General features: G+C 62.7%; 23 protein-coding genes and 1 tRNA gene. 9 read left to right on the forward strand and 15 right to left on the reverse strand.

Going from position 1 to position 23,589, the window contains the following annotated elements; all coding sequences use genetic code 11:
* Positions 1-2 precede the first annotated feature (2 nt).
* The gene (gene arcD, locus RCF49_RS10350) at positions 3-1,472 is read right to left on the reverse strand and encodes an arginine-ornithine antiporter (RefSeq protein ID WP_342643944.1); all 1,470 of its coding nucleotides are present in this window, start codon (positions 1,470-1,472) and stop codon (positions 3-5) included.
* Between the two features lie 94 nt (positions 1,473-1,566).
* A complete protein-coding gene (locus RCF49_RS10355) occupies positions 1,567-2,478 on the reverse strand; it encodes a heparin lyase I family protein (protein ID WP_342643945.1) in 912 nt (303 codons plus the stop codon).
* A 188-nt stretch (positions 2,479-2,666) separates the two neighbouring features.
* Between RCF49_RS10355 and RCF49_RS10360 the strand changes: the two genes are divergently transcribed.
* From RCF49_RS10360 to RCF49_RS10380, 5 genes are all read left to right on the forward strand, one after another.
* Positions 2,667-3,104: a potassium channel family protein gene (locus RCF49_RS10360; protein WP_342643946.1), complete on the forward strand. Its 438-nt coding sequence runs from the start codon at positions 2,667-2,669 to the stop codon at positions 3,102-3,104.
* 45 nt (positions 3,105-3,149) lie between these two features.
* Positions 3,150-4,421, forward strand: coding sequence for an MgtC/SapB family protein (locus RCF49_RS10365; RefSeq protein ID WP_342643947.1), 1,272 nt, complete (start codon positions 3,150-3,152; stop codon positions 4,419-4,421).
* Positions 4,422-4,529: 108 nt separating this feature from the next.
* Entirely contained in the window at positions 4,530-6,032 is a 1,503-nt protein-coding gene (locus RCF49_RS10370) for a PAS domain-containing sensor histidine kinase (RefSeq protein WP_342643948.1), read from the forward strand.
* A complete protein-coding gene (gene fixJ, locus RCF49_RS10375; protein ID WP_342643949.1) occupies positions 6,029-6,637 on the forward strand; it encodes a response regulator FixJ in 609 nt (202 codons plus the stop codon). Before RCF49_RS10370 ends, fixJ begins: the two co-directional genes overlap by 4 nt.
* A 14-nt stretch (positions 6,638-6,651) precedes the next feature.
* Positions 6,652-7,635, forward strand: coding sequence for a zinc-dependent alcohol dehydrogenase family protein (locus RCF49_RS10380; RefSeq protein WP_342643950.1), 984 nt, complete (start codon positions 6,652-6,654; stop codon positions 7,633-7,635).
* On the opposite strand, the gene RCF49_RS10385 is transcribed toward RCF49_RS10380, so the two are convergent.
* The 3 genes from RCF49_RS10385 to RCF49_RS10395 are packed head-to-tail and all read right to left on the reverse strand — an operon-like array spanning position 7,632 to position 9,075.
* Positions 7,632-7,829, reverse strand: a complete 198-nt coding sequence (locus RCF49_RS10385; RefSeq protein WP_342643951.1) for a hypothetical protein — start codon at positions 7,827-7,829, stop codon at positions 7,632-7,634. The two genes, RCF49_RS10380 and RCF49_RS10385, sit on opposite strands and share 4 nt — an antisense overlap.
* Positions 7,826-8,233, reverse strand: coding sequence for a hypothetical protein (locus RCF49_RS10390; RefSeq protein WP_342643952.1), 408 nt, complete (start codon positions 8,231-8,233; stop codon positions 7,826-7,828). The genes RCF49_RS10385 and RCF49_RS10390 overlap by 4 nt, the downstream gene beginning before the upstream one ends.
* Positions 8,234-8,256: 23 nt before the next feature.
* On the reverse strand, positions 8,257-9,075 hold the full coding sequence (locus RCF49_RS10395) for a universal stress protein (protein WP_342643953.1): 819 nt from the start codon (positions 9,073-9,075) through the stop codon (positions 8,257-8,259).
* Between RCF49_RS10395 and RCF49_RS10400 the strand changes: the two genes are divergently transcribed.
* Positions 9,074-10,084, forward strand: a complete 1,011-nt coding sequence (locus tag RCF49_RS10400) for a universal stress protein (RefSeq protein ID WP_342644173.1) — start codon at positions 9,074-9,076, stop codon at positions 10,082-10,084. The two genes, RCF49_RS10395 and RCF49_RS10400, sit on opposite strands and share 2 nt — an antisense overlap.
* Positions 10,085-10,238: 154 nt before the next feature.
* On the opposite strand, the gene RCF49_RS10405 is transcribed toward RCF49_RS10400, so the two are convergent.
* From RCF49_RS10405 to RCF49_RS10420, 4 genes are read right to left on the reverse strand one after another with little or no spacing between them, the layout of a single operon-like run.
* Entirely contained in the window at positions 10,239-11,948 is a 1,710-nt protein-coding gene (locus tag RCF49_RS10405) for an HAD family hydrolase (protein WP_342643954.1), read from the reverse strand.
* Positions 11,949-11,963: 15 nt separating this feature from the next.
* Positions 11,964-12,248 (reverse strand): hypothetical protein, encoded by a 285-nt coding sequence (locus RCF49_RS10410; RefSeq protein ID WP_342643955.1) that lies wholly within the window; start codon positions 12,246-12,248, stop codon positions 11,964-11,966.
* Positions 12,232-15,039, reverse strand: a complete 2,808-nt coding sequence (locus RCF49_RS10415) for a cation-translocating P-type ATPase (protein ID WP_342643956.1) — start codon at positions 15,037-15,039, stop codon at positions 12,232-12,234. The genes RCF49_RS10410 and RCF49_RS10415 overlap by 17 nt, the downstream gene beginning before the upstream one ends.
* Before the next feature lie 30 nt (positions 15,040-15,069).
* On the reverse strand, positions 15,070-15,750 hold the full coding sequence (locus tag RCF49_RS10420; protein WP_342643957.1) for a helix-turn-helix domain-containing protein: 681 nt from the start codon (positions 15,748-15,750) through the stop codon (positions 15,070-15,072).
* 165 nt (positions 15,751-15,915) lie between these two features.
* Between RCF49_RS10420 and RCF49_RS10425 the strand changes: the two genes are divergently transcribed.
* Positions 15,916-16,320 carry a response regulator transcription factor gene (locus RCF49_RS10425; protein WP_342643958.1) on the forward strand — a complete coding sequence of 135 codons (405 nt, stop codon included), beginning with the start codon at positions 15,916-15,918 and terminating at the stop codon, positions 16,318-16,320.
* 162 nt (positions 16,321-16,482) lie between these two features.
* Positions 16,483-18,372: a heavy metal translocating P-type ATPase gene (locus RCF49_RS10430; protein ID WP_342643959.1), complete on the forward strand. Its 1,890-nt coding sequence runs from the start codon at positions 16,483-16,485 to the stop codon at positions 18,370-18,372.
* Positions 18,373-18,829: 457 nt separating this feature from the next.
* Here the strand turns inward: RCF49_RS10430 and RCF49_RS10435 are convergent.
* The 6 genes from RCF49_RS10435 to hisD form a co-directional block, all read right to left on the reverse strand.
* Positions 18,830-18,905, reverse strand: a tRNA-Phe gene (locus RCF49_RS10435).
* A gap of 119 nt (positions 18,906-19,024) precedes the next feature.
* Positions 19,025-19,237, reverse strand: a complete 213-nt coding sequence (yacG, locus tag RCF49_RS10440; RefSeq protein WP_342643960.1) for a DNA gyrase inhibitor YacG — start codon at positions 19,235-19,237, stop codon at positions 19,025-19,027.
* Positions 19,238-19,264: 27 nt separating this feature from the next.
* On the reverse strand, positions 19,265-19,897 hold the full coding sequence (locus RCF49_RS10445; RefSeq protein ID WP_342643961.1) for a Maf family nucleotide pyrophosphatase: 633 nt from the start codon (positions 19,895-19,897) through the stop codon (positions 19,265-19,267).
* A gap of 97 nt (positions 19,898-19,994) precedes the next feature.
* On the reverse strand, positions 19,995-20,441 hold the full coding sequence (locus RCF49_RS10450; RefSeq protein ID WP_342643962.1) for a low molecular weight phosphatase family protein: 447 nt from the start codon (positions 20,439-20,441) through the stop codon (positions 19,995-19,997).
* Positions 20,442-20,454: 13 nt separating this feature from the next.
* Positions 20,455-20,964, reverse strand: coding sequence for a UPF0262 family protein (locus RCF49_RS10455; RefSeq protein ID WP_342643963.1), 510 nt, complete (start codon positions 20,962-20,964; stop codon positions 20,455-20,457).
* A 15-nt stretch (positions 20,965-20,979) separates the two neighbouring features.
* The gene (hisD, locus tag RCF49_RS10460; protein WP_342643964.1) at positions 20,980-22,281 is read right to left on the reverse strand and encodes a histidinol dehydrogenase; all 1,302 of its coding nucleotides are present in this window, start codon (positions 22,279-22,281) and stop codon (positions 20,980-20,982) included.
* A gap of 440 nt (positions 22,282-22,721) precedes the next feature.
* On the opposite strand from hisD, the gene RCF49_RS10465 reads away from it, so the two are divergent.
* Positions 22,722-23,519 carry a MetQ/NlpA family ABC transporter substrate-binding protein gene (locus RCF49_RS10465; protein WP_342643965.1) on the forward strand — a complete coding sequence of 266 codons (798 nt, stop codon included), beginning with the start codon at positions 22,722-22,724 and terminating at the stop codon, positions 23,517-23,519.
* The last annotated feature ends 70 nt before the right edge of the window (positions 23,520-23,589 follow it).

Here is a 23,589-nt window from a genome sequence, read left to right on the forward strand (position 1 = left end):
CATCACAACGGGCTGATCGCGCCGGTCCACATCTGGTAGCCGGCAATGAGCGCCACGATCACCAGCGCCAGCGCCAGGACCGCTTCCACCGTCGTGAAGGCCACCGCCTTCGTCTCCCGCTTTGCCCACGCATAGACCAGTATGCCCGGCGCATAGAGGAGCGCGCACATGAACAAGTAGGCCGGGCCGGCCGCGTAGACGAGCCACAGGCCATAGACGGTCGCGAGCAGGCCGAGCAGCAGCGGCACGATGCGGGCCTCGCTCGCCCGGTACCCCTCGCCGGTCATCGCCAGCTTGGCAGCATAGGCGCCGGAAAGGATGTAGGGCACCAGAATTGCGGTCGAGGCGATCGAGAACAGCGCCTGATAGGTGCTCTCCGCGAAAAGGGTGATCACCAGGAAGGCCTGAACCAGGAGATTGGTGATCAAGAGGGAATTGACAGGCACGCCGCGGCTGCTTCTCGCGGTAAAGAGCTTGGGCATGGTGCCGTCCAGCGCCGCCGCATGAGGGATTTCGGCCGCCAACAGGGTCCAGCTGAGAAAGGCGCCGACGACCGAGACCACCAAGGCGATGTTGATCAGCATCGCTCCCCACGGGCCGACTACCTGCTCGAGCACGCCGGCCATGGAAGGGTTCTTCAAGGCGGCAAGCTCCGGCTGGGTCATGATCCCGAGCGACAGCAGCGACACCAGGGCGTAGAGCGCAAGGCAGGTCAGGAAGCCAAGGGTGGTGGCCAGCGCGATATCGCGGCGCCGCTCTGCCCGTGCCGAAAAGACGCTGGCCCCCTCGATGCCGATGAACACCCAAAGGGTCACCAGCATCGTGCTCTTCACCTGAGCGGTGATCGAGCCGAGGCTGGCATTGCCCAGCCCGGTGAAGTCCTGGGAAAAGATGTCGAGCTTGAAGGCAAGCGCCACGATGCCGGCGAACAGCACGATAGGCGCGATCTTGGCGGCCGTGACCAGCATGTTGACCACGGCCGCTTCGCGCATCCCGGTCAGGATCAGCGCATGGACCGCCCATAGCAGAATGGAGGCGCCAAGCACCGCCTGCCAGGTATTGCCCTCACCGAATGCCGGGAAGAAATAGGACAGGGCGCTGAACACGATGACGGCATAGGAGACGTTGCCGATCCAGGCGCTGAGCCAGTATCCCCAGGCGCTGTTGAAGCCGATGAACGGACCGAAGCCTGCTTTGGCATAGGCATAGGGTCCCGCCTCGAGCCCAGGTTTGCGCGTTGCGAGCGACTGGTAGACGAACACCAGGGCGAGCATGCCGATGGCGGTGATCGCCCAGCCGATCACGATGGCCAGCGGGCCCGCGCCCACCGCCATGTTCTGGGGGAGGCTGAACACGCCGGAGCCGATCATGGACCCGATGACGAGTGCCGTAAGCGCACCGAGGCGCAATTTGCGTTCTTTCGTGGACGCAATCTTTGCAGGGACCGCTCCCCGCCAGTCCGTGGTCACCATTGTCGCCTCCTTCGTGCGAACAGGACGGAACTGCTGCATCCAGGGGCAGAATGGAGCCGGGCGCATTGATGAGGATCAAACCATGGGAAGTCGCTCACCTTTCCGGCTGCGGCAGGGGCAATGACGGGTCCACCTCCCGATAGCTCGCGCCACGCCGGAAATTGTCGACATAGATCGTCGCGCGACCTGGCATCAGATCGCGGTACTGGCCGATCTTGAAATACTGCGTGGGGCCGGCCGTGGGTACAGCACCGATCCGGCCGGCGGCACGGGCGATGAATGTGCCGTTGGCCCAGATCTCCACGATCCCGCTGCCATCGAGGCTGCCGCGAATGTGGTAGATCATGTCGACCCAATTCCGATAGGGATCGGGCAGCGGCGCCCCCAGCTCGACGGCAATCCCAGCGTCGCAGTCATAGAAGGCTTTGTCCGAAAGGAAGTTCAGGGGGCCTGCTGCAAGGCGCTGGAAGGTGCCTCGGGCGACAGCGAAGGAGACGGCCTGCACCAGTTGGCGATCCGCCGCGCGCGATGTCGCCAGCAGACGGCGGCAAGCACCGTCCTGGACCGTTATGTGGAAGATGCCGTCATTGTAGCGCTGGGCGACGAAAGGGCTGGCATCGGTTTCCTGCTTCCATTGGCCGATAACCCAACGAATTCCGCCTGAGTGGGGGACGTCCCCCTCCATGCGGAAGCTGAAACCATACCAGGCATCAGCCCCGAACAGCAGACGGAGGTCATTGTGGATGCGGATCTCGTTCCGCTGGCATTCCCCGTCGCAGTCGCGATCCTTTTCGCCCACATCGATCGCAAGTGCGCGCTGCCCCATGCGGACCACTTGAGCCTGCATACGGCCGCGCTCCGCCCGAAGCTGGATCGTGGACCAGATCTCCGGATCGAGTAGAACGTCCTCGAAGTCATCACGGATCGAGAGAGGTGGTGCGTGCCGAACGCCGATGAGAACTAACGACGCGAGCAGGACTGCTAAAGCGGCGGCTCGGAACATCATCTTGTTTCACGCTGATGGGCGAATAATCTCGACCGTTTCGGCGTTGACGACTACGCGCAAGCGCGCTCAGCAGTTTTGATCTGGCGCAAGGTCGTAGTCCTACTTTGCACCCTACATGGCAGATGCCGCCGCAAAGACCGGTTAGTTGCTCCAATTTGGTTCAGCATCCCTCCGAGCCTACGCGCACCATGATGCACATTAATCTTGCTGCAGGGACCCTTCTGATTGCGGCGACCGTTGTCATTCACACGGTCGGCCTCATCACTCTTTCGCGCTTGGTGAATTTCTTCGGGTCGCATTTCGGATTATCGAGGGCCACACTGGGGCGATCGGCTGCCATGATTACCGTCGTGCTCGGCCTTTTCCTGGTCCATACGGTCGAGGTCTGGACCTGGGCTCTGGCCTATCTCGCCATCGGAGCGATCGACAACATGGCGGATGCGCTCTACTTCTCGACCGTCACCTTCTCGACGGTCGGCTATGGTGATGTGGTGCTTGCCAGCGAGTGGCGGCTGTTCAGCTCTCTGGAGGGAATCAACGGGTTCATGCTGATCGGGTGGTCCACGGCTTTCCTGGTTGCCGCTTCAACTCGGCATGGACCATTCAACGCGGGAGAACACTTCTGAATGCGCTCTTTGGACTGCCTTTGAGCGGCGGGATATTGAGGGACCATGAATCCGGCTGATCTGCTGTTCCGGCTCGGCCTTGCCCTGGCGGTTGGCCTGCTGGTCGGCACGGAGCGGCATTGGCGCGAACGTGCTGGGCCGCCTGGCTCGCGCACCGCAGGCATCCGCACGTTCGGGGTCACCGGTTTGCTTGGTGGCAGCACAGCTGCCGTTGCGCAGCAGCTCGGGTCAGGCGATGTGGGGATCGTGCTGATCAGCTTGGTGTTCGTGGCCTACTCAGCCGTATTCGCTGCGTTCAAGTGGAGAGAGGCGGCCGAGCAGCACGAATTCAGCGTGACCGCCGTCATCGTGGGTCAGGTCACGCTGCTGCTAGGCGCCATGGCGGTGGTCGGCGATGTGACCATCACAGCTGCACTGGCCATTCTGCTGACGCTGCTCCTCGCCAGCCGGGAATTGCTGCACGGTCTGATCGCTAAGATCGAGTGGCGCGAGCTGAGATCGGCCATTCTGCTTCTCGCCATGGCCTTTGTCGTGCTGCCCCTGCTGCCGGACCGGCACATCGGCCCTCTGGACGCCATCAACCCGCGGGAGATCTGGATTTTCGCCATCGTGCTCGCTGCCGTATCCTACACCGGATACATCTCTGTGAAGATCTTCGGGAATAAGCGTGGCCCCGTCATCGCGGGGTTTGCCGGTGGCCTTGCCTCGTCAACCGCCGTAGCGCTGACCTCTGCGCGCCAATCCGTCGGGAACGAGAACATAGAGGTCATCGCCGCCGGCGCGCTCGCGGCAAGCGCGGTCTCTGCCCTGCGCGCGATAGGTCTGCTCGCCGTTCTCATCCCAGCCGCGATGGCAAACCTCGCTCCGGTATTCGGCCTGGCCGCGGCTGTACTCGGGGTTGCCGCGATCTACTTGAGCACCAGGGACAGCATCGCATCGAGTACGGCGACGACAGAGACACGCAACCCATTCCGCCTTTCCTCGGTACTGCAGCTCGCGGCCGTATTGGCGATCGCGATGTTCATTGCCCGCGCGGCGACGGAACTGCTCGGCGGAAGCGGAACGCTTATTGCTTCCGGTGCCATGGGTCTCGTTGACATCGACGCAGTTATAATATCGCTCAGCCGATTAAACGACACGCCTGGGCCGGGCAGCACATTGCTGTTTGCAGTGCTGCTCGCGTTCGCAGCAAACATGGTGGGCAAGGCGGGGCTCAGCATTCTGCTCGGTTCGCGGCAATACGGGCTGCTCATCGGCGCTGCCACCGCATTGGCGTTGCTCACAAGCGCCGCACTAGCAGCGCTCATTCTGGCATGATTGGGGTAGCGCTTGCGAGGAACACAGGCGAGCAGTAGTCATGATTTATAGTTGGCAAAGTGAGCTTCTCCGATGAGCTGCCTAGGGCGCGCGGCAGGACGTCCCGAAATGAACAGGCCGGAGGCAAGTCGGGCGAACCCGATCTTTCTGGGGCGGTTCGGGCCTCCTGCCGGCTACGCAGCTGCTATCATCTTGGTCGGCCTGCTGGGACCCGTGCGAGTCCTGCTCGACCCGCTGTTGCATGATCGGCCATTGCTGGTCCTGTTTGTGCCGGCCGTGCTCGCCGCAAGCGCCCTGGGCGGCTTAGGCCCCGGTCTGCTCGCCACCGCGCTGAGCTTAGCGGCCGCCGCACTGCTGGCGATCTGGTCGGGCGGGCTGCCCCCCTGGTTCGAGGTCGATATCACGACTTTCGCGATCATCGGGACCGGGATTGCCTGGCTCGGGCATCGGCTGCACAGGATCCGCAGCGAGTCAGGCGAGCGGAACCGGGAACTGCAGGAACGGGAAGCGCATCTGCGCTCGATCCTGGAGACCGTACCCGACGCCATGATCGTCATTGACGAGCAGGGCGTTATGCAGTCCTTCAGCTCCACGGCCGAGCGGCTGTTCGGCTACACTGCCGACGAGGCAATCGGGCAGAACGTCAAGGTGCTGATGCCCCAACCTTATCGCGATGCCCATGATGGCTATATCACCCGGTATCTCGCGACCGGTGAACGGCGGATCATCGGCATTGGACGGGTGGTGGTCGGCGAACGCAAGGACGGCTCCACCTTTCCCATGGAGTTGTCGGTAGGCGAGATGAAGTCCGCTGAGCGGCGCTACTTCACCGGATTCGTTCGTGACCTGACGGAGCGGCAGAAGACCGAGACCCGTCTTCAGGAGCTGCAGTCGGAGCTCGTCCACATCTCACGGCTGACCGCCATGGGTGAGATGGCATCGACCTTGGCGCACGAGCTCAATCAGCCTTTGTCTGCCATTGCGAACTATCTCAAGGGCGCAAGGCGGTTGCTGGAGAAGCGCCGCGAACCGGAATTGGAGCTGATCGGCGATGCCATGCAGAAGGCAGCCGACCAGGCGCTGCGCGCCGGGCAGATCATCCGGCGCCTGCGCGATTTCGTCGCGCGCGGCGAGAGCGACCCGCGCATCGAGAGCCTGGCCAAGCTGATGGAAGAAGCGAGCGCCCTTGCCCTGGTGGGTGCAAAGGAGGAGGGCGTGCGCGTCAGACTCAGACTTGATCCGAACTGCGACCGCATTTTGGCCGACCGCGTGCAGATACAGCAGGTGCTGATTAACTTGATGCGTAATGCCATGGAGGCCATGGCGAACGCCGAGCGGCGCGAGCTGACTGTTTCCAGTCGACAGATCGAGGGCGACATGGTCGAGATCAGCGTTGCGGATACAGGCATGGGGCTGACCGAAGATGCCACGCGCCAGCTGTTTCAGCCTTTCTTCACGACGAAGCGACACGGCATGGGCGTCGGCCTCTCCATCTCGCGTACGATCATCGAGGCCCATGGTGGGCAGATTGGCGCAGAGCCCAATCTCGGTGGCGGAACCATTTTCCGCTTTACAGTGCCGGCAGTGACAACGGACGCGGTTGTATTATGACCGACAAGCTCATCTATGTGATCGATGATGACGAGGCCGTGCGGGAATCCTTGAGCTTTCTTCTCGCTAGCGCCGGCCTTGCCGTCCGCACCCACGAGTCTGCCACAGAATTTCTTTCTGCATTCGACAGCAGGCGCTGTGGCTGCGTCGTTACGGATGTCCGGATGCCGGAGATGAGCGGGCTCGACCTGCTGAAGGAAGTCAAGGCACGGGACAGCCGGCTGCCCGTAATCGTCATGACGGGCCACGGCGATATTCCCATGGCGGTCGACGCCATGAAACACGGCGCGCTCGATTTCATCGAGAAGCCGTTCGATGATGAGGTGATCATCTCAGCCGTGACAGCGGCGCTGGGCGCGAGGGACCAGGAGGCGCAGCGTGAAGCCCAGCTTGCCGAGATCAGCCGCCGGCATGGCTCCTTGTCCCCGCGCGAGCGCGACGTGCTGGAACAGCTGGTGGCGGGCAAGCCCAACAAGGTGATCGCGTTCGAACTAGGTATTAGCCCGCGCACGGTGGAGGTTTACCGCGCTAGCCTCATGACCAAGATGCAGGCCGCCAGCCTGTCCGAGCTTGTACGTATGCGCTTCCTCATGGGACCTGTTTAGGTGAGGGATGGCCTATGCGGGTGATGGTGCTACAGAAGCCACGGAGCGAGCTGGTGCTCGAGCAGCGGGCGCGACCCACGCCCAGCCCGTGCGAGGTCTTCATCCGAGTCGAGGCTTGTGGTGTGTGCCGCACCGACTTGCACGTGGTCGACGACGAGTTACCTAACGTTCCGCACCCGATCGTGCCCGGGCACGAGATCGTGGGCCGTATAGAGGCCCTCGGGGCGGATATCACCGGGCTCACGGTAGGCGAACGGGTCGGGGTGCCATGGCTGGGCGGGACCTGCCGGCACTGCGCCTATTGCTTGAGCGATCAGGAGAACCTGTGCGATCGGCCGACCTTCACGGGCTACACACGGGATGGCGGCTATGCCAGCCACGTGGTTGCCGAGAGCGACTACGTGATCCCGCTCGATCTAGAGACCGATCCGGTCGCAGTTGCACCGCTGCTCTGTGCCGGCTTGATCGGATGGCGCTGTCTGCAGAAAGCCGGACCGGGCCGCAATCTCGGGCTATACGGCTTCGGTGCGGCGGCGCATATCATCGCTCAGGTCGCCCGCTGGCAAGGACGCCGCGTGTTCGCATTTACCCGCAGCGGCGATGTCGCGGCCCAGGATTTTGCCAGGGCATGCGGTGCTGAGTGGGCCGGCGCTTCCGACGAACCGCCGCCTGAACAGCTCGACTGCGCCATCATTCTCGCTCCAGTGGGCGCGCTGGTGCCGCTCGCGCTCAAGGCCGTACGCAAGGGAGGTCGCGTGGTATGCGGCGGCATCCATATGACCGATATCCCGAGCTTTCCCTATCGGTCGCTGTGGGAAGAGCGCGAACTCGTATCGGTCGCCAATCTCACCCGTGCCGATGGGCATTCGTTCTTCGCAATCGCCCGCGCGGCGGGAGTCCGCACCGAATCAGTGCCCTATCCGCTGGAGCAGGCAAACGCCGCTCTCGCAGACCTGCGCGAGGGACGCCTCAAGGGCGCCGCTGTGCTCGTTCCCTAGGTCTTCCGGATTCTGCCGAAGATCCAATCGGTCCAGCGCTGCGGCCAGAAGGCCGCCGCTCCGACCAGGGCCGTGATCAAAACGAGGCTGATCATCACTTGGATCACGCCGAAATTCAGAGCGTCCCTCGCCACAAGCAAGGCCGCGACGACGCCGGACAGAGCCAGGATTGGCCGCAACAGCCAGCTGATCATGCTCGGCTCCTTTCAGAGGGTCTAGAGTGGAGCCCCCTCACATGGGCAACCTGGAAGGTGCGAGGTGTGTCATTGGCATCGCGGATCGTGACATATTCGCCCTCCGCAAGACGATGCAGGTCCAGACGATAACCTGGCTCATCATCGCTGGTGCTGCGGGCATCGTAATCGATGACCCAGGTCGCGCCATGCGGCCCGCCGGCGCGGTGGACAAGCCGACCGGCGCGGTTCGCCTCCCCGTTCCAGAACCGCCGCACCTTGCATTTCTCTCGGTTTAGGTTCCAGTCCCCGAGGTCGATGCGGCCCGCAGCATCAAGCGGAGCTACAATTTCGTAGCCGTGTTTTGAGCTGCCCTCCGGGAATTCCGGGCACCGGGCTAGATAAAGGTGGATCAACTTCAACATGGGTCGCCCCTTATCGACGAGGTTCAATGGGCCATGAGGCAACACACGGGTGTCCGGCTCAGGAGCTCGTGCGTGACCCCACCCAAAATCCACTCTCGCGTTCGGCTGTGGCCATACGCTCCCATCACCAGAAGGTCCGCGCACGCCTCGGCAACCACGTCGAGGACCGCGTTCGCCGCCTTGGCGTCGTCCCCAGGCCGGTGAGCGGCTGAGGCAGAAATCCCATGGTGCTGAAGATAGTTAGCCACATCTTGCGCCCCGTTCGCATCATTTGGAGCACCAACGCCAACCACCACCACCTCGCTCGCTACCTTGAGGAATGGCAGCGCGTCGCGAACGGCACGACGGGCCTCACGTGTGTCCTTCCACGCAACAACGACCTGCTTGGCCACAAGGGTGGTTGTGTTGGGGGGCACCACAAGGATGGGCCGACCGAGCGCCATTACGGCCTCTCCAGGGTCAACGGAAAACAGCGGGTCCTGTTCGTCTTGACGGTTCTGCCGCGCGAGGATGACCAAGTCGGCGGCGCGCGCCTCGCGGGCAAGCAGTGCAACAGGTTGCCCAGAACCAAAACGCCATTCGAGGCTGTTATGCATGCCGGCGATATCTCTGAACCGCTGCTCCAAGCCCCTCAGATCCGCCGCTATTCTCCGCTCCAGCTCGTCTAACATGATCGTGTTGGCGCCATACGCGAGTGGTTCGAACGGAATGTACTCGTAGCGGCGGCCGGCAATGCCAATGAGCCGAGCCTGGAACCGCTTGGCCAGGCCCGCAGCCAGTTCGACGCGATGACCTGCTTCCGCCGTCAGATCCAAGCTCACCATCAAGTTTTTGTACGACATGGAACACTCCATTGCTCATTTGAGCAGGGTGAAGCCTTCGAGCGGCCGCTACCTTGATCCGGATCAATATTCCTTTACACCCGGCGGAGAAACGATCGACCGTCAATTGAGCGGGATCAAAGCGCACCCCCTGTGCACCAGCAAAATGCTTCCAAAGAAGGAGGCAAAGATGTTGAAGAACGTGAAGAATATACTTGTAGGCACGACGGCGGAGGCGCTGGAGCATGAAACCTCTTCTGCGCTGAGCTTCGCTGTCACGCTCGCCCAGGAAGCAGAGGCACGTCTGACCGTTCAGGCGGCCTCCGTTAAGCTGGTGTTCTCGCATGCCATGCTAGGCGGCTTCGCCGCCCGCCTTGTCGCAACGGAAAACGCACGCCTACGAAGCGAGGCAACAAAGGCTGCAGAGAACACACAAAGGCTGGCGAATCTCAGCGGTATTTCGTGCACTACGGAAAATCTCGATCTCCCCTACAACGAGCTCGTGCCGGCCTTCATTGCACAGACCCGCGCTCATGATCTGACCATTTTGGATGCAGAGCCGGAAACCTTCTCACTAGATCGAGGGCTGATCAACGCGGCGCTGTTCAGGTCAGGTAGGCCACTCATCATCGTTCCCGCCGGATGTGAGTTCCGCGGCAACAGAATCATGGTCGCTTGGGATGGCGGAGCCGAGGCGACGCGGGCTGTCAATGACGCCTTACCATTTCTCCGCGCTGCGCATTATGTCGAGATCGTATCCGTAGTCGGAGAGAAGGATCTGACCCATAGCGATCCCGGCGCGGAGCTCGCTCCGCATCTCGCTGCGCATGGGGTAGAAGTCACTGTGGTGGATCTCGTTATGAGCCCAGATGGCGTGGGCGATACTTTGCGCCAGCGCGCAGCAAGCGCTCATATAGACATGGTGGTCATGGGCGCGTTCGCTCACTCCTGGATCCAGCGGATCGTATTTGGTGGTGCGACTCAATCATTGCTGCAGGCGAGCCCCGTCCCCCTCTTTCTCTCTCGCTAAGGCAAAACTATAGCGAGCAACTAGCCTTGGAGCATTCTTGAGCCAAGCGGATACCTGTTCGCCTGAAGAAAAGGCGACCCCCAAGGACTGAGAGTGGTTTCGCAGTCCGGATATGCTCAGCTACCATGCCTCCGCCTAGACCAAGAAACTACAGCTAGCAGCACGGCGCGGCATAACGCCGGCAAATGGCCTTTCTGATACGCCGGCGGCTTTCCACGGAATCGAGCGTCAGATCCGCCTCTACTCGTGCCGCCGAAGCGGCAAGCCGCTCGTCCCTTATAACGTGACGGAACCACGCAGAATAGTCGCCGGCACGGAGGTGATAATCCCAAGTCGGATCATCTATGTTATGGGCGATCTCCAGGAACTTGTAGAGGTTCTCGGCCTTGCAGTTGTGCTTCAGGCCTGGTCCGCGAAAATAGAAGCTGCGCCATGGGCCGACATCGCCCACTGCATATTTTCCTGCATGGCGTTTATGGATTTGCGCGGGAGATACGATCGAAATTAATTGCGGTTTGTCGCCCGTCTTCAGCGACCAATGTACCGCCTGCCCCCGCTGTGGCGCTGCTGCAATCGCAGGCGCGGTCCTCCCGGTTATCGCGGCGAAACGTGCAAGCGCCGCTTGCGACTCATCTCCTAAGGCAATAACGGTCTCGACCATGTTGAGCGCATTCGGGCAAATGGTTTCCGGATGCATAGTGATCAGAATGGCCACAGGAATGTCGCGATGGGCGAGCGGCTCGGCCGCAGCCCCTTCTGTGGCCGGTAGAACCTGGTGAGCCTCATCGATGATTAGCCATTGCGGCCGGCCACTCCTCGCCCGCACTCGCGCGGTTTGCAGCAGCATCGTGCTAAAGAGCCTACGCCTCTCCGTGGGATCGAGTGATTGCGTGTTGAGTACTAGGTTGACGCCAGCCTCGTTCAGAAGTTTGAGCGCCTGCGCCGGATCGGGGGGGACGTTGGGGCTGCCGATTGGGACCGCGTGCAGGAGGTCCACGTAATCGCCTTCCGGATCGAGGATGCAAAACTCGAAACCCTTGTCGACCATCTGCTCCGTCAACGCGGTTGCCATGGTTGACTTGCCGCATCCGGAGGGCCCGATGATCAGCACACTGCCGCCAGACGGCGCGAGGCAGACCTGCCTTCCCTCTCGTGTCCAGCCAACTCCCACCCCGTTCCTGGCCGTGCAGCCGAGGTCCATCTCGCCAGCGAGGATGTTTTCGATCAGCTCGATCACGCCGGCGCCGTGATCGCCGGCAAGGCGGATGTCGGCGCGCTCCTTGACCGCCGGCAGGGCATTGGCCACCGCTGCCGCACAGCCGCAGGCCTGCAGGAAGGCATGGTCGTTCTCCGCATCACCCACAGCCACGACATTATGCGCGGAAATATCCAGCTCGCGAAGGGCTGCTGAGAGGCCGGTCGCCTTATTCACGCCCGCCGGCATAACCATGACCGCGCCTTTGTTGAAGATGATCTGCAGGTCCAAGCCGAGTTCCTGAATGGCGCTGAGCACTCGTAACTGACAGGGCTCCCAGGTTGCGACAACGCAGCGGCCGACCGACAGCGGCTCAACCTCGAGCTCCCGCAGCCTGGTAACAAAGACGGCCGGCGGCGGTGATGCAAGCAGCCGCTCTCGACCATTCGATGGGTCGTAAAGCGTTGCGCCATTTTCGGCAATGACGCGGTCGAACAGAGTAATCTCCGGAAATATCGGCTCGAGTTCGCGCAACTCGCGCCCTGTAACCAGAATCAGCTTGAGGCCTGCTGCCTTGAGCCTGCGCAGCGCCGCCACGGTCTCGGGCTGGACGATACCGTTCTTGGCAATAGTTCCGTCATAATCGGCAGCAAGTGCTAGGAAATACACGGGCCAATCCTGTAATTAGGCGCTCTCGCAGTGCGCGATTGCGCATGGCTCCACGGTGATAAAGGCGCGCGGCGGCCAGACCTTGTTCTTGCAAATACTCGTCCCAGTGGGCACAGCCGGCCAACTGATCGCTTCGGGGCGAATGGTGCTTTGCACTGTGGTGATAGCGCCCGAACTGTCATTGGGCGCGATCGCACCGATGAACATCGACAGAAGGCCGATCGCCATCAGAACCGCCAGCGTTCTGCGCCTGCACAGCCTTGCCGCCGCACGCCGGTGTTCATCAAAGGTCGTGTCCATCACACCCTCCCTGACGGGCCATTGACCGACATTCCGCCCCCACCCCCATGCCACCACGCTCGTTCCGTGCAGCCGCGTGTCGGAACGCGATCTCGACCAGTCTAGCCAGCACGAAAGCCACCGCGCCGGCGCACACCACCCAGGCCCACATCGTGACGTCCAGCGGGGCGAGCCCGAACAGATCGGCCGCGGGCCGCCACTGCGTCAGGACCAGCTGCCCGATGATTGCAGCGACAATGGTCGTCGGCACCATCAGGTTTGTGCGGCGAATGCCCGCCGGGTCGCGGCGCCAGATCGCACCAATGGTCAGGAGGTAGGCGATCTCGCTGGCCACAACGGTGTTCACGGCGACTGCTCGCGCGACGGCGACGGGCGCCTCCGCTGCGAGGGCGAGGTGGAACAAGGTCATCGCTGCCGCAGCAATCAGGGCAGAGATGATCAGAATTCGGATCACCATCGCCCTGTCCAAAAGGCGCGCCCTGTGCTTGGCGGGCCGCCGCAACATCACATCCCGTTCCGCCGGATCGAAAGCCAGCGCGAAGCTCAGGGTCACGGCCGTTGCGAAATTGATCCACAAGATCTGCAGAGCGGTGATCGGCAGCGGCATGCCGGTCAGGATCGCCGTAACCAGGATGAGCGCCTCGCCAGCATTGGTCGGCAACACGAAGGCGAGCGTCTTGCGCAGGTTGTCGCTGATCACCCGACCTTGCTCGACCGCTGCCGCGATGGTGGCGAAATTGTCGTCCACCAGCACCATCTGGGCCGCCTCGCGCGCCGCATCCGAACCCTTCTGGCCCATGGCGACGCCGATATCCGCCCGGCGCAAGGCAGGCGCATCATTCACCCCATCGCCGGTCATCGCCACGGAGTGACCAGCCCGCTGCAGGGCTTCCACCAGCTTAAGCTTATGGCTTGGATCGACGCGGGCGAACACGTTCACCCGCATTGCGGCCTCTGCCAGAGCCTCGCCGCTCAGCTTGCTCAAATCGGCGCCTGTGAGCACACCTCCCGTCGTGTCGAGGCCGATCTCGCCGGATATGGCCAGTGCGGTTGCGGCATGGTCGCCCGTCGCCATCTTGACGGCGATGCCGGCGCGCCTGCACGCAGAGACCGCCAGGATCGCCTCCGGGCGCGGCGGATCGATGAAGCCGACCAGACCGAGCAGGCTCAGCGTCGGCGGCAGGTGCTCGCCAGTCAACACGGCAGGTTGGCTTGACCGTGCCGCCGCAATCGCCAGCACGCGCATGCCGCCACTGGCCAGCAGCTCGGCTCGCTCTTGCCAGCGGCGCCGATCAATCGGTTGATCCCCGCACCGAGCTCTCTCGAAGGCACACAGCTCGATCAGCCGTTCTGGCGCGCCCTTCACCGAGACGAGGGTCGCATGCGGGCTCCCATTCGCGGTTGCCATGTAGCGGTGCTCGGATTCGAAGGGCACGAGATCGAGGCGCGGATGCGCATGTCGGATCGAGGAGGCCGTCAGCCCCGACTTGGCGGCCAGGGCGAGCAGCGCCCCTTCGATGGGGTCTCCTTCGGCCGCCCAGCTGCCGTCTCGCTCGACGATCTCCGCGTCGTTGCAGAGCACGGCGGCCGCGAGCAGTTCGCGCAGGGTCTGATCTTCCGAGATGTCGACGGCCTGTCCTCGTTGGTTATGGACCGTTCCCGAGGGTCGATACCCATCTCCGCTCACCTCGTATGATCCGTCGGCGGTCACGACTGTGCGCGCGACCAGCTCGTTGCGGGTGAGCGTGCCCGTCTTGTCGGTGCATATCACGGTGACGCTGCCCAGGCTCTCCACGGCAGCGGTTCGGCGCACCAGAGCGCCACGGGCCGCCATGCGGCGCACGCCGATCGCCAGAATAATGCTGACGATCGCCGGCAGCCCTTCGGGAATCGCCGCCACCGCAAGGCCCACTGCAGCGAGGAACAGCTCGTCGGGCGTGGTGGTGCCGGTGAACAGGCCGATGCCGAACACGGCGGCGGCGAACAACAGAATGCCAAAGCTCAGCTTGCGCCCGACCGAGGACAGGCGGCGCAGCAGCGGCGTGGTCGGCTGCTCGACACTTGCGACCAGCGTGCCCACGCGGCCCAGCTGGCTCTCCTGTCCGGTGGCGACCACAACCGCCGTCGCCTGCCCCGCCAGCACCATTGTGCCCGAGAACGCCATGCAGGTACGGTCGCCGAGGCTATGGCCGGCGGCAACCGCAGCCGGATGTTTGGCAACCGGCACGGATTCACCGGTCAGGATCGCCTCGTCGATCAGCAGACCCCGGCTTTCGAGCAGGCGGACATCAGCCGGGACCCGATCGCCGGACTGGAGCAGCACCACGTCGCCGGGAACGAGATCTGCAGCCGGCAGCGCCAGGCGGCGACCGTTCCGCAGCACCGCGGCCGTCTGCGCCAGCATCCGGTGCACCGCCGCCAGAGCGCCTTCCGCCTTGCTCTCCTGCAGGAAACCGATCAGGGCATTGCCCAGCACGACCGCGATGATTACGGCGGAGTCGAGCCAATGGCCGATCGCCAGGGTGACGGCCACCGCCGCGAGCAGCGTATAGACCAGAACGTTGTTGCACTGGTCGAGCAGCCGCCCGAGGGCACTGCGCCGCTTGCTTCCCGGCAGCACGTTCGGGCCGAACCGTTCCTGACGTGCGGCCGCTTCTGCGCTTGACAGGCCCGTTGCCGTGACTTGCAGGAGAGCCAGCGCCTCCCTCGGCGCGACGGTTTCCCACGCCACGGCGATGGCCGGCGCTTGTTCAGCCGTAGCGAATGCAGATGGCTTTTCGTGATGGACCATGATGAAGGCCCTCCAAAAGCTGTGGGCAAATCAGGCGGCGAGGTCTTCGAGCGCGGACACGTCGCAGACGACCACACGGCGCGATGACGGCAACGCGATCAGCCCGTCCAGCTCCAACTGCGAGAAGGTGCGCGACACGGTCTCGATGGTCAGCCCGAGATAGTCGGCAATGTCGTTGCGCGACATGGGCAGCTCGATGGTCCCGCTCGTCCCCGACCGTCTGCGCATGTCCATGAGGAAAGTGGCGAGACGCTCGGACGCGCTCTTGCGACCGAGCAGAAGCATATGCTCATGCGCCCTTGCCAGATGATTTGCCGTCACATTCCACAATTGCCGGCCCAGCTCGCCGTCGCGCTCGGCCTGGCGCAGCACGGCGCCGAGGCTCGTGACGGTGATGACGCTTGCAACCACAGCCTCGGCTGAGAATCGATGGGTGTCGTCCGCCTCGAGGCCAAAGACATCGCCCGGCAAGTAGAACCCGCTGATCTGCCGCCGGCCATCGCTCAGCAGCCGGCAGATGCGAACGGCCCCGGAGCTCACACGGTAGAGATAGCCGGTGGGCTCCTCCTCGCCGTAGATCTCGCCGTTGCGGTCGTATCGTATCGGCGCGCCCATGACGTCCATCTGATCGAACAGCGGCACGGAACCGAACGGCCTTGCGACGCTCGGCGCCCGACCGGGGGTGATCTGCTTGGTCACTTGCATCAACATGGGAAGAGCCTCGCCTTCGAATTGCATGACCAAAGCAGTAGCCGACCGCTCCGGGGCGCTAAATTCCGGTAATCCACCTACGTAGAATTCCGGAGACGACAGGGGAGGCTTTTCCAGGCAACTGATTGCGAGGCTGAGAACGGCCGCATCGGAACTCAAGGAAACATGACCTTTCCTCAACCAGCAGTGATCCTCGTCGATGATGATCCGGCGGTTCGGCATTCGCTGGCATTCCTGCTTGGGCTCGAGGGCTATCAGGTCCGCACCTTCGCCACGGCCGGCGCCATGCTGGCCATGGACACGGTGCCCGACCGGTCCTGCCTCATCATCGATTACGCCCTGCCGGATCTGAACGGGCTCGAGCTGCTGGCCAAGCTGCGCACGATGGGCGTCAGCCACCCTGCCATCCTGATCACGAGCAATCCGACGCCGGCTCTACGCCGCAGGGCTGCGGCCGCGCTCGTGCCCATTGTCGAAAAGCCCTTGCTTTCGAGCAGCTTGACCGATGCGATAAGAGCTGCAATGGGCGGAGGCCGGAGTTCTGAACAAGAGGCAATCCCCGATCCCTAGACGATGCATTCGCGCCAGGCATGCACATCGCAACCAGGCAAAGCAAACCCGACGGCGTCTATACCGCCACACCCTGTATTCGCAATGGACTGCCACTAAACGAGCGAAGCATCGCCATTGCGGTGAAGGCCTATCACGTGGATATGACTCGGGATCTTCACGATGCATCTTTCAGCTCGATCATGGTCATCCACGTTCTCCGAATCTTTGCTCAGGCGTGCATTGCTCGTCCTGGCCCTCCTTGGCTTGAGCCTCGGGCTGATCCTGCAATTCACGACGATGCCGCCGGCGATCTTCGGCCTGCAGCCGGAGATCATCTGGGCGGCGGCGGCTGTTCCTGTCGCGGCACTGCTTCTGGTCTCGATCGTTCGCGACTTCTGGATCGGGCGGTTCGGCGTCGATGTCATCGCGCTCGTTTCAATTGCAGCGGCGCTGCTGCTTAACCAGCCTTTGGCCGCGATCGTGGTCGCGATCATGTATGCCGGCGGCACCGTCTTAGAGGATTTCGCGCGCGGGCGCGCCCAGCGCGACCTGACCGCACTCGCGGACCGATCGCCGCGCTTCGCGCATCGCAAGCTTGGGCCATCGCTGGAGACGGTTTCCGTCGAGACCGTCCGCCCGGGTGACGAACTGCTGGTGCAGGCCGGCGAAGTCCTGCCGACGGACGGCATCCTGCTCGACCGGACGGCGCGCATTGACGAATCTGCCGTCACGGGCGAGCCGCTGCCCGAAACCCGCGGCGCAGGCGCTCTCCTGCGCAGTGGAACCGTCAATGCGGGCGAGGCCTTCAGGATGCGTGCATCCGCCGCCGCCGACCAGAGCACCTATGCGGGGATCGTGCGCATGGTTGCGGCCGCGCAGACGGCAAAGGCGCCGTTCATTCGCATGGCGGACCGCTTCGCCCTCTTTCTTCTGCCAGCCACGCTCTTCATCGCCGGCATCGCCTGGTACGTCTCGCGCGATCCCGTCCGCGCGCTCGCCGTCCTCGTGGTCGCCACCCCCTGCCCGCTCATCCTCGCCGCGCCCGTGGCCTTCATCGGCGGGGTCTCGCGGGCAGCACGAGAGGGCGTTCTCATGAAAGGCAGCGCGGCGCTCGAGGCGCTCGCGCAGGTGCGCACCGCCGTGTTCGACAAGACCGGCACACTCACCCATGGCGGCGTCCACCTGATCGAGCAGGAAGCAGCGCCAGGTCGCCAACTGGACGACGTTCTGAGACTTCTGGCCTCGCTGGAGCTGGCTTCGCACCACGTTCTGGCCGCAGCTATCGTCGATGCGGCACGAAACCGAGGTTTGCAGCTCTTCCAGCCCGATAGGGTCCATGAATACCGCGGCTCCGGATTGGAGGGCACGGTGAACGATATCCATGTCCGCGCCGGCGCGCGAAGGCTCGTGCTCGGCCCAGGGCTTTTGCCCATCTGGGCGCATGAGAGCGACGCGAGGTATCGGGGACAGTCCGTCCTCAGGGTTTATGTTGCGCTCGACGGGGAGCCGGCCGGCATCTTCACGTTCGGCGATGCGCTGCGCGGCGACGCAAATGATACTCTGAAGATCCTTCGCTCCGCCGGCATTGAGCGCACCGTTTTGTTGACGGGAGACGATGCGGAGGCGACTTCGCGCATCTCTGCCGAGCTTGAACTCGAGGCCGTAATCGCCGAGGCAACGCCCGCCGACAAGGTGGCTGCCGTCCGCAACGAGATGCGCCATGCAGCAACGATGATGGTTGGCGACGGCATCAACGATGCACCGGCACTTGCAGCCGCGTCCGTAGGCGTTGCTATGGGAGCGGGAGGCGCCACCGCCTCGTCCGAGGCCGCCGATGTGGTGGTACTTACGGACCGCTTACAACCACTCGGCGGTGCCGTAAGGATCGCGCACCGAACCCGCGCCATCGCCATGCAAAGCATCATCACAGGACTGGCGCTGTCCGGTATTGCGATGATCGCCGCTGCGTTCGGCTTCATCACACCGGTCGCAGGCGCTTTACTTCAAGAAGGCATCGATGTGGCGGTAATTCTGAACGCCCTGCGCGCGCTGCGCGACGATACCACCTGAGGCCCGGCGCTTCGGGCTTCGCGCGTCTGCTCCGCTATGCGGCAGCCGTCGCGCCGATCAGTCAATGCGCCCCCGCCTCGGCCACTGCGCAAATGGAGGTATGCCTCTGAGTGCGGGTCCTGCGATCATGTGCCACGATGTAGTCATGACGCCATGGCTGACCGTCAACAACACGATGGCGAGTAGAGGATGGCCCTGGCAAGTGATCGGCACCGCCACGACGAGCATCCTGCCGCCCGCATAGTATCTGGTCGCACTGATGTTGATTCCTTGCCAGCGCGGATGTGCGTGGCTGCACAGAAGCAATTCCATGTCGCATCCATGTTGCGTGGAGCTGCCGTGCCCCTCAGGAAACCCGCGGAAATCAAGGGAACTGGCTCGCAACATGATGCAACATGCGATCCACCCATAATGGGTGGCCACTCGGCTTAAGATATTGATTTTTAAAAGCAAAATGTGGTGCCCAGGGGCGGAATCGAACCACCGACACGCGGATTTTCAGTCCGCTGCTCTACCAACTGAGCTACCTGGGCATGGTCGGCGCGGGCCAGCGCACCTCTTGAGAGGAGCGCCTTGTCTCGCCGGCGGGTGGGTTATAGGAGATCGTTCGGCCCCTGTCCAGTCGATCTGAAGGCGATTTCAACCGTATTAGCTAAAGCTCCCGACCCTCGCCATCATCTCCGTCCTTCTCGGCCGCATCCTCCTCCGCCGAACCGGGAATTCGATAATGACCGCCGAGCCACCGGTGCAAATCGAGATCCGCGCAACGCGCCGAGCAGAAGGGATGGTATTTCTGAGCCGAAGGCTTGCCGCAGATCGGACAAGGCCGCCTTGGCCGCAGCCGGATCGGTTCGGCAGCATCCATTTTCTTCTCACGGCTCATGCTTATGGGTCAGACCTCGAGCTGTTGCGACCACCGGTAATAGACGGGATAGCCGCTGCCCTGGAGCATCGACACCGTCTCAAAGAGCGGCAATCCGACGACATTGGAATAGGTTCCGCCGATCGCCCGGACAAAGGCTTCCGCTCGGCCCTGAATGGCATAGCAGCCCGCCTTGCCGCGCCATTCATCCGACTTGATATAGGTTTCGATATCCTCGCGTGTAAGCCGCTTGAACCGCACACGGGTCTCGACGACCCGCAGCAGATGCCGCCCCTTGGGCGTGATCACGCACACCCCGGTATAGACCCGATGCATGCGGCCGGACAAAAGCTTGAGCGCGTCGATGGCGAAGTCCACATCGTCGCTCTTGCCCACATTCCGCCTTCCAACCGCCACGGTGGTATCGGCAGCGACAATGAACACATTGCGCCCCAGCGCCCGCACCGCCGGTGAAGCGGCTGCCGCATCGGCCTTGTCCCGTGCGAGCCGGCCCGCAAGAATTCGGGGCGCCTCGCGTCTTCGCGGCTCTTCATCCACATCGACCGGAAAGATCAGATCCGGCACAAGTCCCGCTTGCTCCAGAAGCGCAATCCGGCGTGGCGACGCGCTTGCGAGCACAAGCTTGACTGTATCTTCTGACATGAAGGGCCCCGACAGTCGATGGATGAGAATGCGCAGCGGACTCCCGCTTGGTCGTGACTACAACCTTGCAGGGGCCCAATGCAATGGTGATGACCACTTATACAACGGGCGCAGCGGAGAGTGGAAACCGGGACCTTATACGTGCGAGCAGGCTGTCGCGCACGGCGCGATAGGCATCGAGCCGCTGCTCACGCCCGCCGCTCGTCAGGGTGGGATCGAGCGTCGGCCAATATTCCACCTGAAGCGGTAGGGTGCGGGTGAGCTCCAGCGCCTGGTGATGGGCTTCCGGCGTCAGCGAGATGACGACATCGATCATCGTATCGGCGAGATCCTCGAAGCTCGTCGGGTGATGATTGGCAATGTCGATACCCAGTTCTGCCATCGCGGCAACCGCGAAGGGATCGAGCGTGCCCACATGAACGCCGCAGGACAGGACATAGATCTTATGCCCATAGAAATGCCGCATCAGGCCGGCGGCCATCGGTGAGCGTACCGAATTTTGGCCGCAGGCGAAAAGCACCGCCTGGGGAAGCTCGCCAGCCATGGATGCTGCCCCTTCAACCGCGCCAATGCAAGACGCACAGCAAGGTGAACAGCCGCCGCGCCGTATCGAAATCAATCTCGACCTTGCCGCTCAATCTCTGGCGGAGCAACTCGCTGCCTTCATTGTGCAAGCCGCGGCGACCCATGTCGATGGCCTCGATCTGGCTAGGCGTCGCTGTCCGGATCGCCTGATAATAGCTTTCGCAGACCAGAAAATAGTCCTTCACCAGCCGACGAAAAGGAGACATGGACAATCCGAACACCGCGCACTGTTGCGACTGATGGTCCGAAATGTCGAACAGCAGCCTGTTCTCGGCAACAGAAAGCATCAGCCGGTAGGGACCGCGGTCCATTCCCACAACTTCGAACGCGTTCTGCTGAATGAGATCGTAGATCGCAACCTGCCGCTCGTGCTCCACATCGCGGGAATGGGTGGAAAGGCTCGCCTCATCGAGCCGCACTTCGATGAGACGATGCGTCGGCAGCGGTGTCTGGCCCTCATCATGTTTCTTTGACTTGGCCATAACCCCGCCCGCTGATCAATCGTGCAGAAGATTGAGCCTGATCGCCACGGATCGGGCATGGGCCTCCAGCCCTTCCGCGCGGCCAAGCGTGATCGCCTGCCGCCCGATCGCGCCCAAGGCATCCGCGCTGCATTTGAGGATCGAGGTGCGCTTCATGAAATCGAGGACATTGAGGCCCGATGAGAACCGCGCACTTCGCGCCGTCGGCAGCACGTGATTGGGGCCGCCCACATAATCCCCAACCGCTTCCGGCGTATAGCGCCCGATGAAGATCGCCCCGGCATTGCGGACCCGCTCTGCCAGCCCATCCGCATTCTCGGCCGCAATCTCGAGATGTTCGGGTGCGAGCCTGTCGACCAGAGGCAATCCGTCCTCGAGGGTCGGCACAATGATGATCGCGCCGAAATCACGCCAGCTTGCCTGAGCGATCGAAGCCCGCGGCAGCAGCGCCGCCTGGCGATGCACTTCCGTCTCGACCGCTGCGGCGAAATCTTCATCATCGGTGATGAGGATCGATTGTGCCGAAGCATCGTGCTCGGCCTGGGCAAGCAGATCCGCCGCAATCCAGGCCGGATCATTCGCGCCATCGGCCAGCACCAGCACCTCCGAGGGCCCCGCGATCATGTCAATGCCGACCGTGCCGAACACCTGCCGCTTGGCAGCCGCCACATAGGCGTTGCCCGGGCCCACGATCTTGGCAACCGGCCGGATCGTCTCGCTACCATAGGCGAGCGCTGCCACGGCTTGAGCACCGCCGATGCGATAGATCTCGTGAATGCCTGCAATCCGGGCAGCAGCCAGAACCGCCGGCATCACCTGTCCATCGGGCGTTGGCACCACCATCACCAGCCGCTCGACACCCGCAACCTTCGCCGGCACCGCATTCATGAGCACCGAGGAGGGATAGGCGGCTGTTCCCCCCGGCACATACATGCCGACCGCCTCGACCGCCGTCCAGCGATGCCCCATCTCCACGCCCGCCGCATCGGTGAAACGATCATCCGCAGGCAGTTGCCGCCGGTGATAGGCTTCGATCCGCTCATAGGCGAGCTCGAGGGCCGCAATCACCTCCGGCGCGACCTGCGCCATCGCCGCATCGACTTCCGCCGGGCTGAAGGCCAGCGTCGTCGGCGTGACATCGTGACGGTCGAACCGCCGCGTGTAGTCGACAATGGCCGCGTCCCCACGGGCGCGCACATCGGCGATGATCTCAGCAACCGTGAGGTTCAGATCCTGGGCCACTTCCCGTTTGGTGCTGAGCAGCGCCGTGAAGCGGCTTTCGAAATCGGCAGCGTTCTTGTGCAGTGTGATTGCCATAGCGGTCCGCATAAGGTCCAAGTTTCGCCAATGATCCGTCACTGGCGCCATGAACCCTTAGGTCTTTGCCTATAGCGAGGCGGTGTCACGGAAGCAATGCACGACTTCGGTCGTCTGTGCACCCAAAGCCATCTTGTTCTTTTTTACGAACGAACGGATTGACATTACGAACCCGATAGAGCATTTTCTCCGACGTGCAGCCGATTGCTGCACCGCGGGATTTGAGCAGCAGCTTGCGCCGCGTCACCAACAGCTAAAGCGCCATGACGGCCTCCGTCTGGCTTTGAGATGTGCGAGGAGAGCCAGTGACGTCCCCCACCTGTATGCGTGATTGAGCCGCTGACCGCGTCAGCCTGCTCAATCTCTCTCATCCAACACCATCCAGAACTGCCGGCCGGCTTATGCCGTAGCCGCGAACTCTCATTGCTTCGGAGACAGATATGAACCGTCGTTCCATCCTCGCATCCATTATCGGCCTCGCCCTTTCCGGCGCCGCCATTTTCCACACCCCTGCGCTCGCAGACTCGAGCCTAAAGGTCGGCGTATCGGCTGGACCATATGGCGACATTCTGCGCGAGGCGGCCAAGCTCGCCGAAAAAGATGGGTTGCGTGTGGAGGTCATCGAATTCAGCGACTGGAACCAGCCAAACGCGGCGCTTGACGCAGGCGAGATCGATCTCAACGCGTTCCAGCACAAGCCCTATCTGGACAACCAGATCAAGGCGCGCGGCTACAAGCTGGTGGCCTTGGATAAGGCCATTTCCGTTCCCGGCGGCATATGGTCGGCAAAGGTTAAGTCACTTGCGGATCTGCCGGAGGGCGCCCGGCTTGGCATTCCCAACGATCCCACCAATGGAACCCGCGGGCTGTTCCTCTTTCAACAGGCCGGGGTCATCAAGCTCGATCCGGCCGCCGGCACGAATGCGAGCGTGCTGGACATCACAGAAAATCCCAAAAACGTGACCTTTGTCGAACTCGATGCGGCGCAGCTGCCCCGCTCGCTCGATGACCTCGACGCGTCCTTTGTATCCAACAACTACGCGCATCTCGCCGGACTGAAGCGCGAAGATGCCTTGATCACCGAGGGCACTGATTCGGTCTGGGCAATCATCTTTGCAGCCCGTGACGATCGGCAGAACGATCCCAATATCAAGAAATACATCACGCTCTACCGCTCGGAACCGATCCGCGCCTTCATCGAGCAGAAGTTCGAGGGCTCGATCCTCCCGGCGTTTTAAGCGACGCCCCGCGCCGCATAGGAGCCAGTCTTCGCAATGACCTTGATCACCGATATCAGAACGGGGCTCG

Origin of the sequence: Rhodoligotrophos sp. CJ14, assembly GCF_038811545.1 — a bacterium.
In the GTDB taxonomy this organism is placed as follows: domain Bacteria; phylum Pseudomonadota; class Alphaproteobacteria; order Rhizobiales; family Im1; genus Rhodoligotrophos; species Rhodoligotrophos ferricapiens.

Coding starts and splice junctions, on each gene's coding strand:
- arcD (WP_342643944.1), bottom strand. CDS start 1,472: ATGGTGACCACGGACTGGCGGGGAGCGGTCCCTGCAAAGATTGCGTCC.
- RCF49_RS10355 (WP_342643945.1), bottom strand. CDS start 2,478: ATGATGTTCCGAGCCGCCGCTTTAGCAGTCCTGCTCGCGTCGTTAGTT.
- RCF49_RS10360 (WP_342643946.1), top strand. CDS start 2,667: ATGATGCACATTAATCTTGCTGCAGGGACCCTTCTGATTGCGGCGACC.
- RCF49_RS10365 (WP_342643947.1), top strand. CDS start 3,150: ATGAATCCGGCTGATCTGCTGTTCCGGCTCGGCCTTGCCCTGGCGGTT.
- RCF49_RS10370 (WP_342643948.1), top strand. CDS start 4,530: ATGAACAGGCCGGAGGCAAGTCGGGCGAACCCGATCTTTCTGGGGCGG.
- fixJ (WP_342643949.1), top strand. CDS start 6,029: ATGACCGACAAGCTCATCTATGTGATCGATGATGACGAGGCCGTGCGG.
- RCF49_RS10380 (WP_342643950.1), top strand. CDS start 6,652: ATGCGGGTGATGGTGCTACAGAAGCCACGGAGCGAGCTGGTGCTCGAG.
- RCF49_RS10385 (WP_342643951.1), bottom strand. CDS start 7,829: ATGATCAGCTGGCTGTTGCGGCCAATCCTGGCTCTGTCCGGCGTCGTC.
- RCF49_RS10390 (WP_342643952.1), bottom strand. CDS start 8,233: ATGTTGAAGTTGATCCACCTTTATCTAGCCCGGTGCCCGGAATTCCCG.
- RCF49_RS10400 (WP_342644173.1), top strand. CDS start 9,074: ATGGAACACTCCATTGCTCATTTGAGCAGGGTGAAGCCTTCGAGCGGC.
- RCF49_RS10395 (WP_342643953.1), bottom strand. CDS start 9,075: ATGTCGTACAAAAACTTGATGGTGAGCTTGGATCTGACGGCGGAAGCA.
- RCF49_RS10410 (WP_342643955.1), bottom strand. CDS start 12,248: ATGGACACGACCTTTGATGAACACCGGCGTGCGGCGGCAAGGCTGTGC.
- RCF49_RS10415 (WP_342643956.1), bottom strand. CDS start 15,039: ATGGTCCATCACGAAAAGCCATCTGCATTCGCTACGGCTGAACAAGCG.
- RCF49_RS10420 (WP_342643957.1), bottom strand. CDS start 15,750: ATGTTGATGCAAGTGACCAAGCAGATCACCCCCGGTCGGGCGCCGAGC.
- RCF49_RS10425 (WP_342643958.1), top strand. CDS start 15,916: ATGACCTTTCCTCAACCAGCAGTGATCCTCGTCGATGATGATCCGGCG.
- RCF49_RS10430 (WP_342643959.1), top strand. CDS start 16,483: ATGCATCTTTCAGCTCGATCATGGTCATCCACGTTCTCCGAATCTTTG.
- yacG (WP_342643960.1), bottom strand. CDS start 19,237: ATGGATGCTGCCGAACCGATCCGGCTGCGGCCAAGGCGGCCTTGTCCG.
- RCF49_RS10445 (WP_342643961.1), bottom strand. CDS start 19,897: ATGTCAGAAGATACAGTCAAGCTTGTGCTCGCAAGCGCGTCGCCACGC.
- RCF49_RS10450 (WP_342643962.1), bottom strand. CDS start 20,441: ATGGCTGGCGAGCTTCCCCAGGCGGTGCTTTTCGCCTGCGGCCAAAAT.
- RCF49_RS10455 (WP_342643963.1), bottom strand. CDS start 20,964: ATGGCCAAGTCAAAGAAACATGATGAGGGCCAGACACCGCTGCCGACG.
- hisD (WP_342643964.1), bottom strand. CDS start 22,281: ATGGCAATCACACTGCACAAGAACGCTGCCGATTTCGAAAGCCGCTTC.
- RCF49_RS10465 (WP_342643965.1), top strand. CDS start 22,722: ATGAACCGTCGTTCCATCCTCGCATCCATTATCGGCCTCGCCCTTTCC.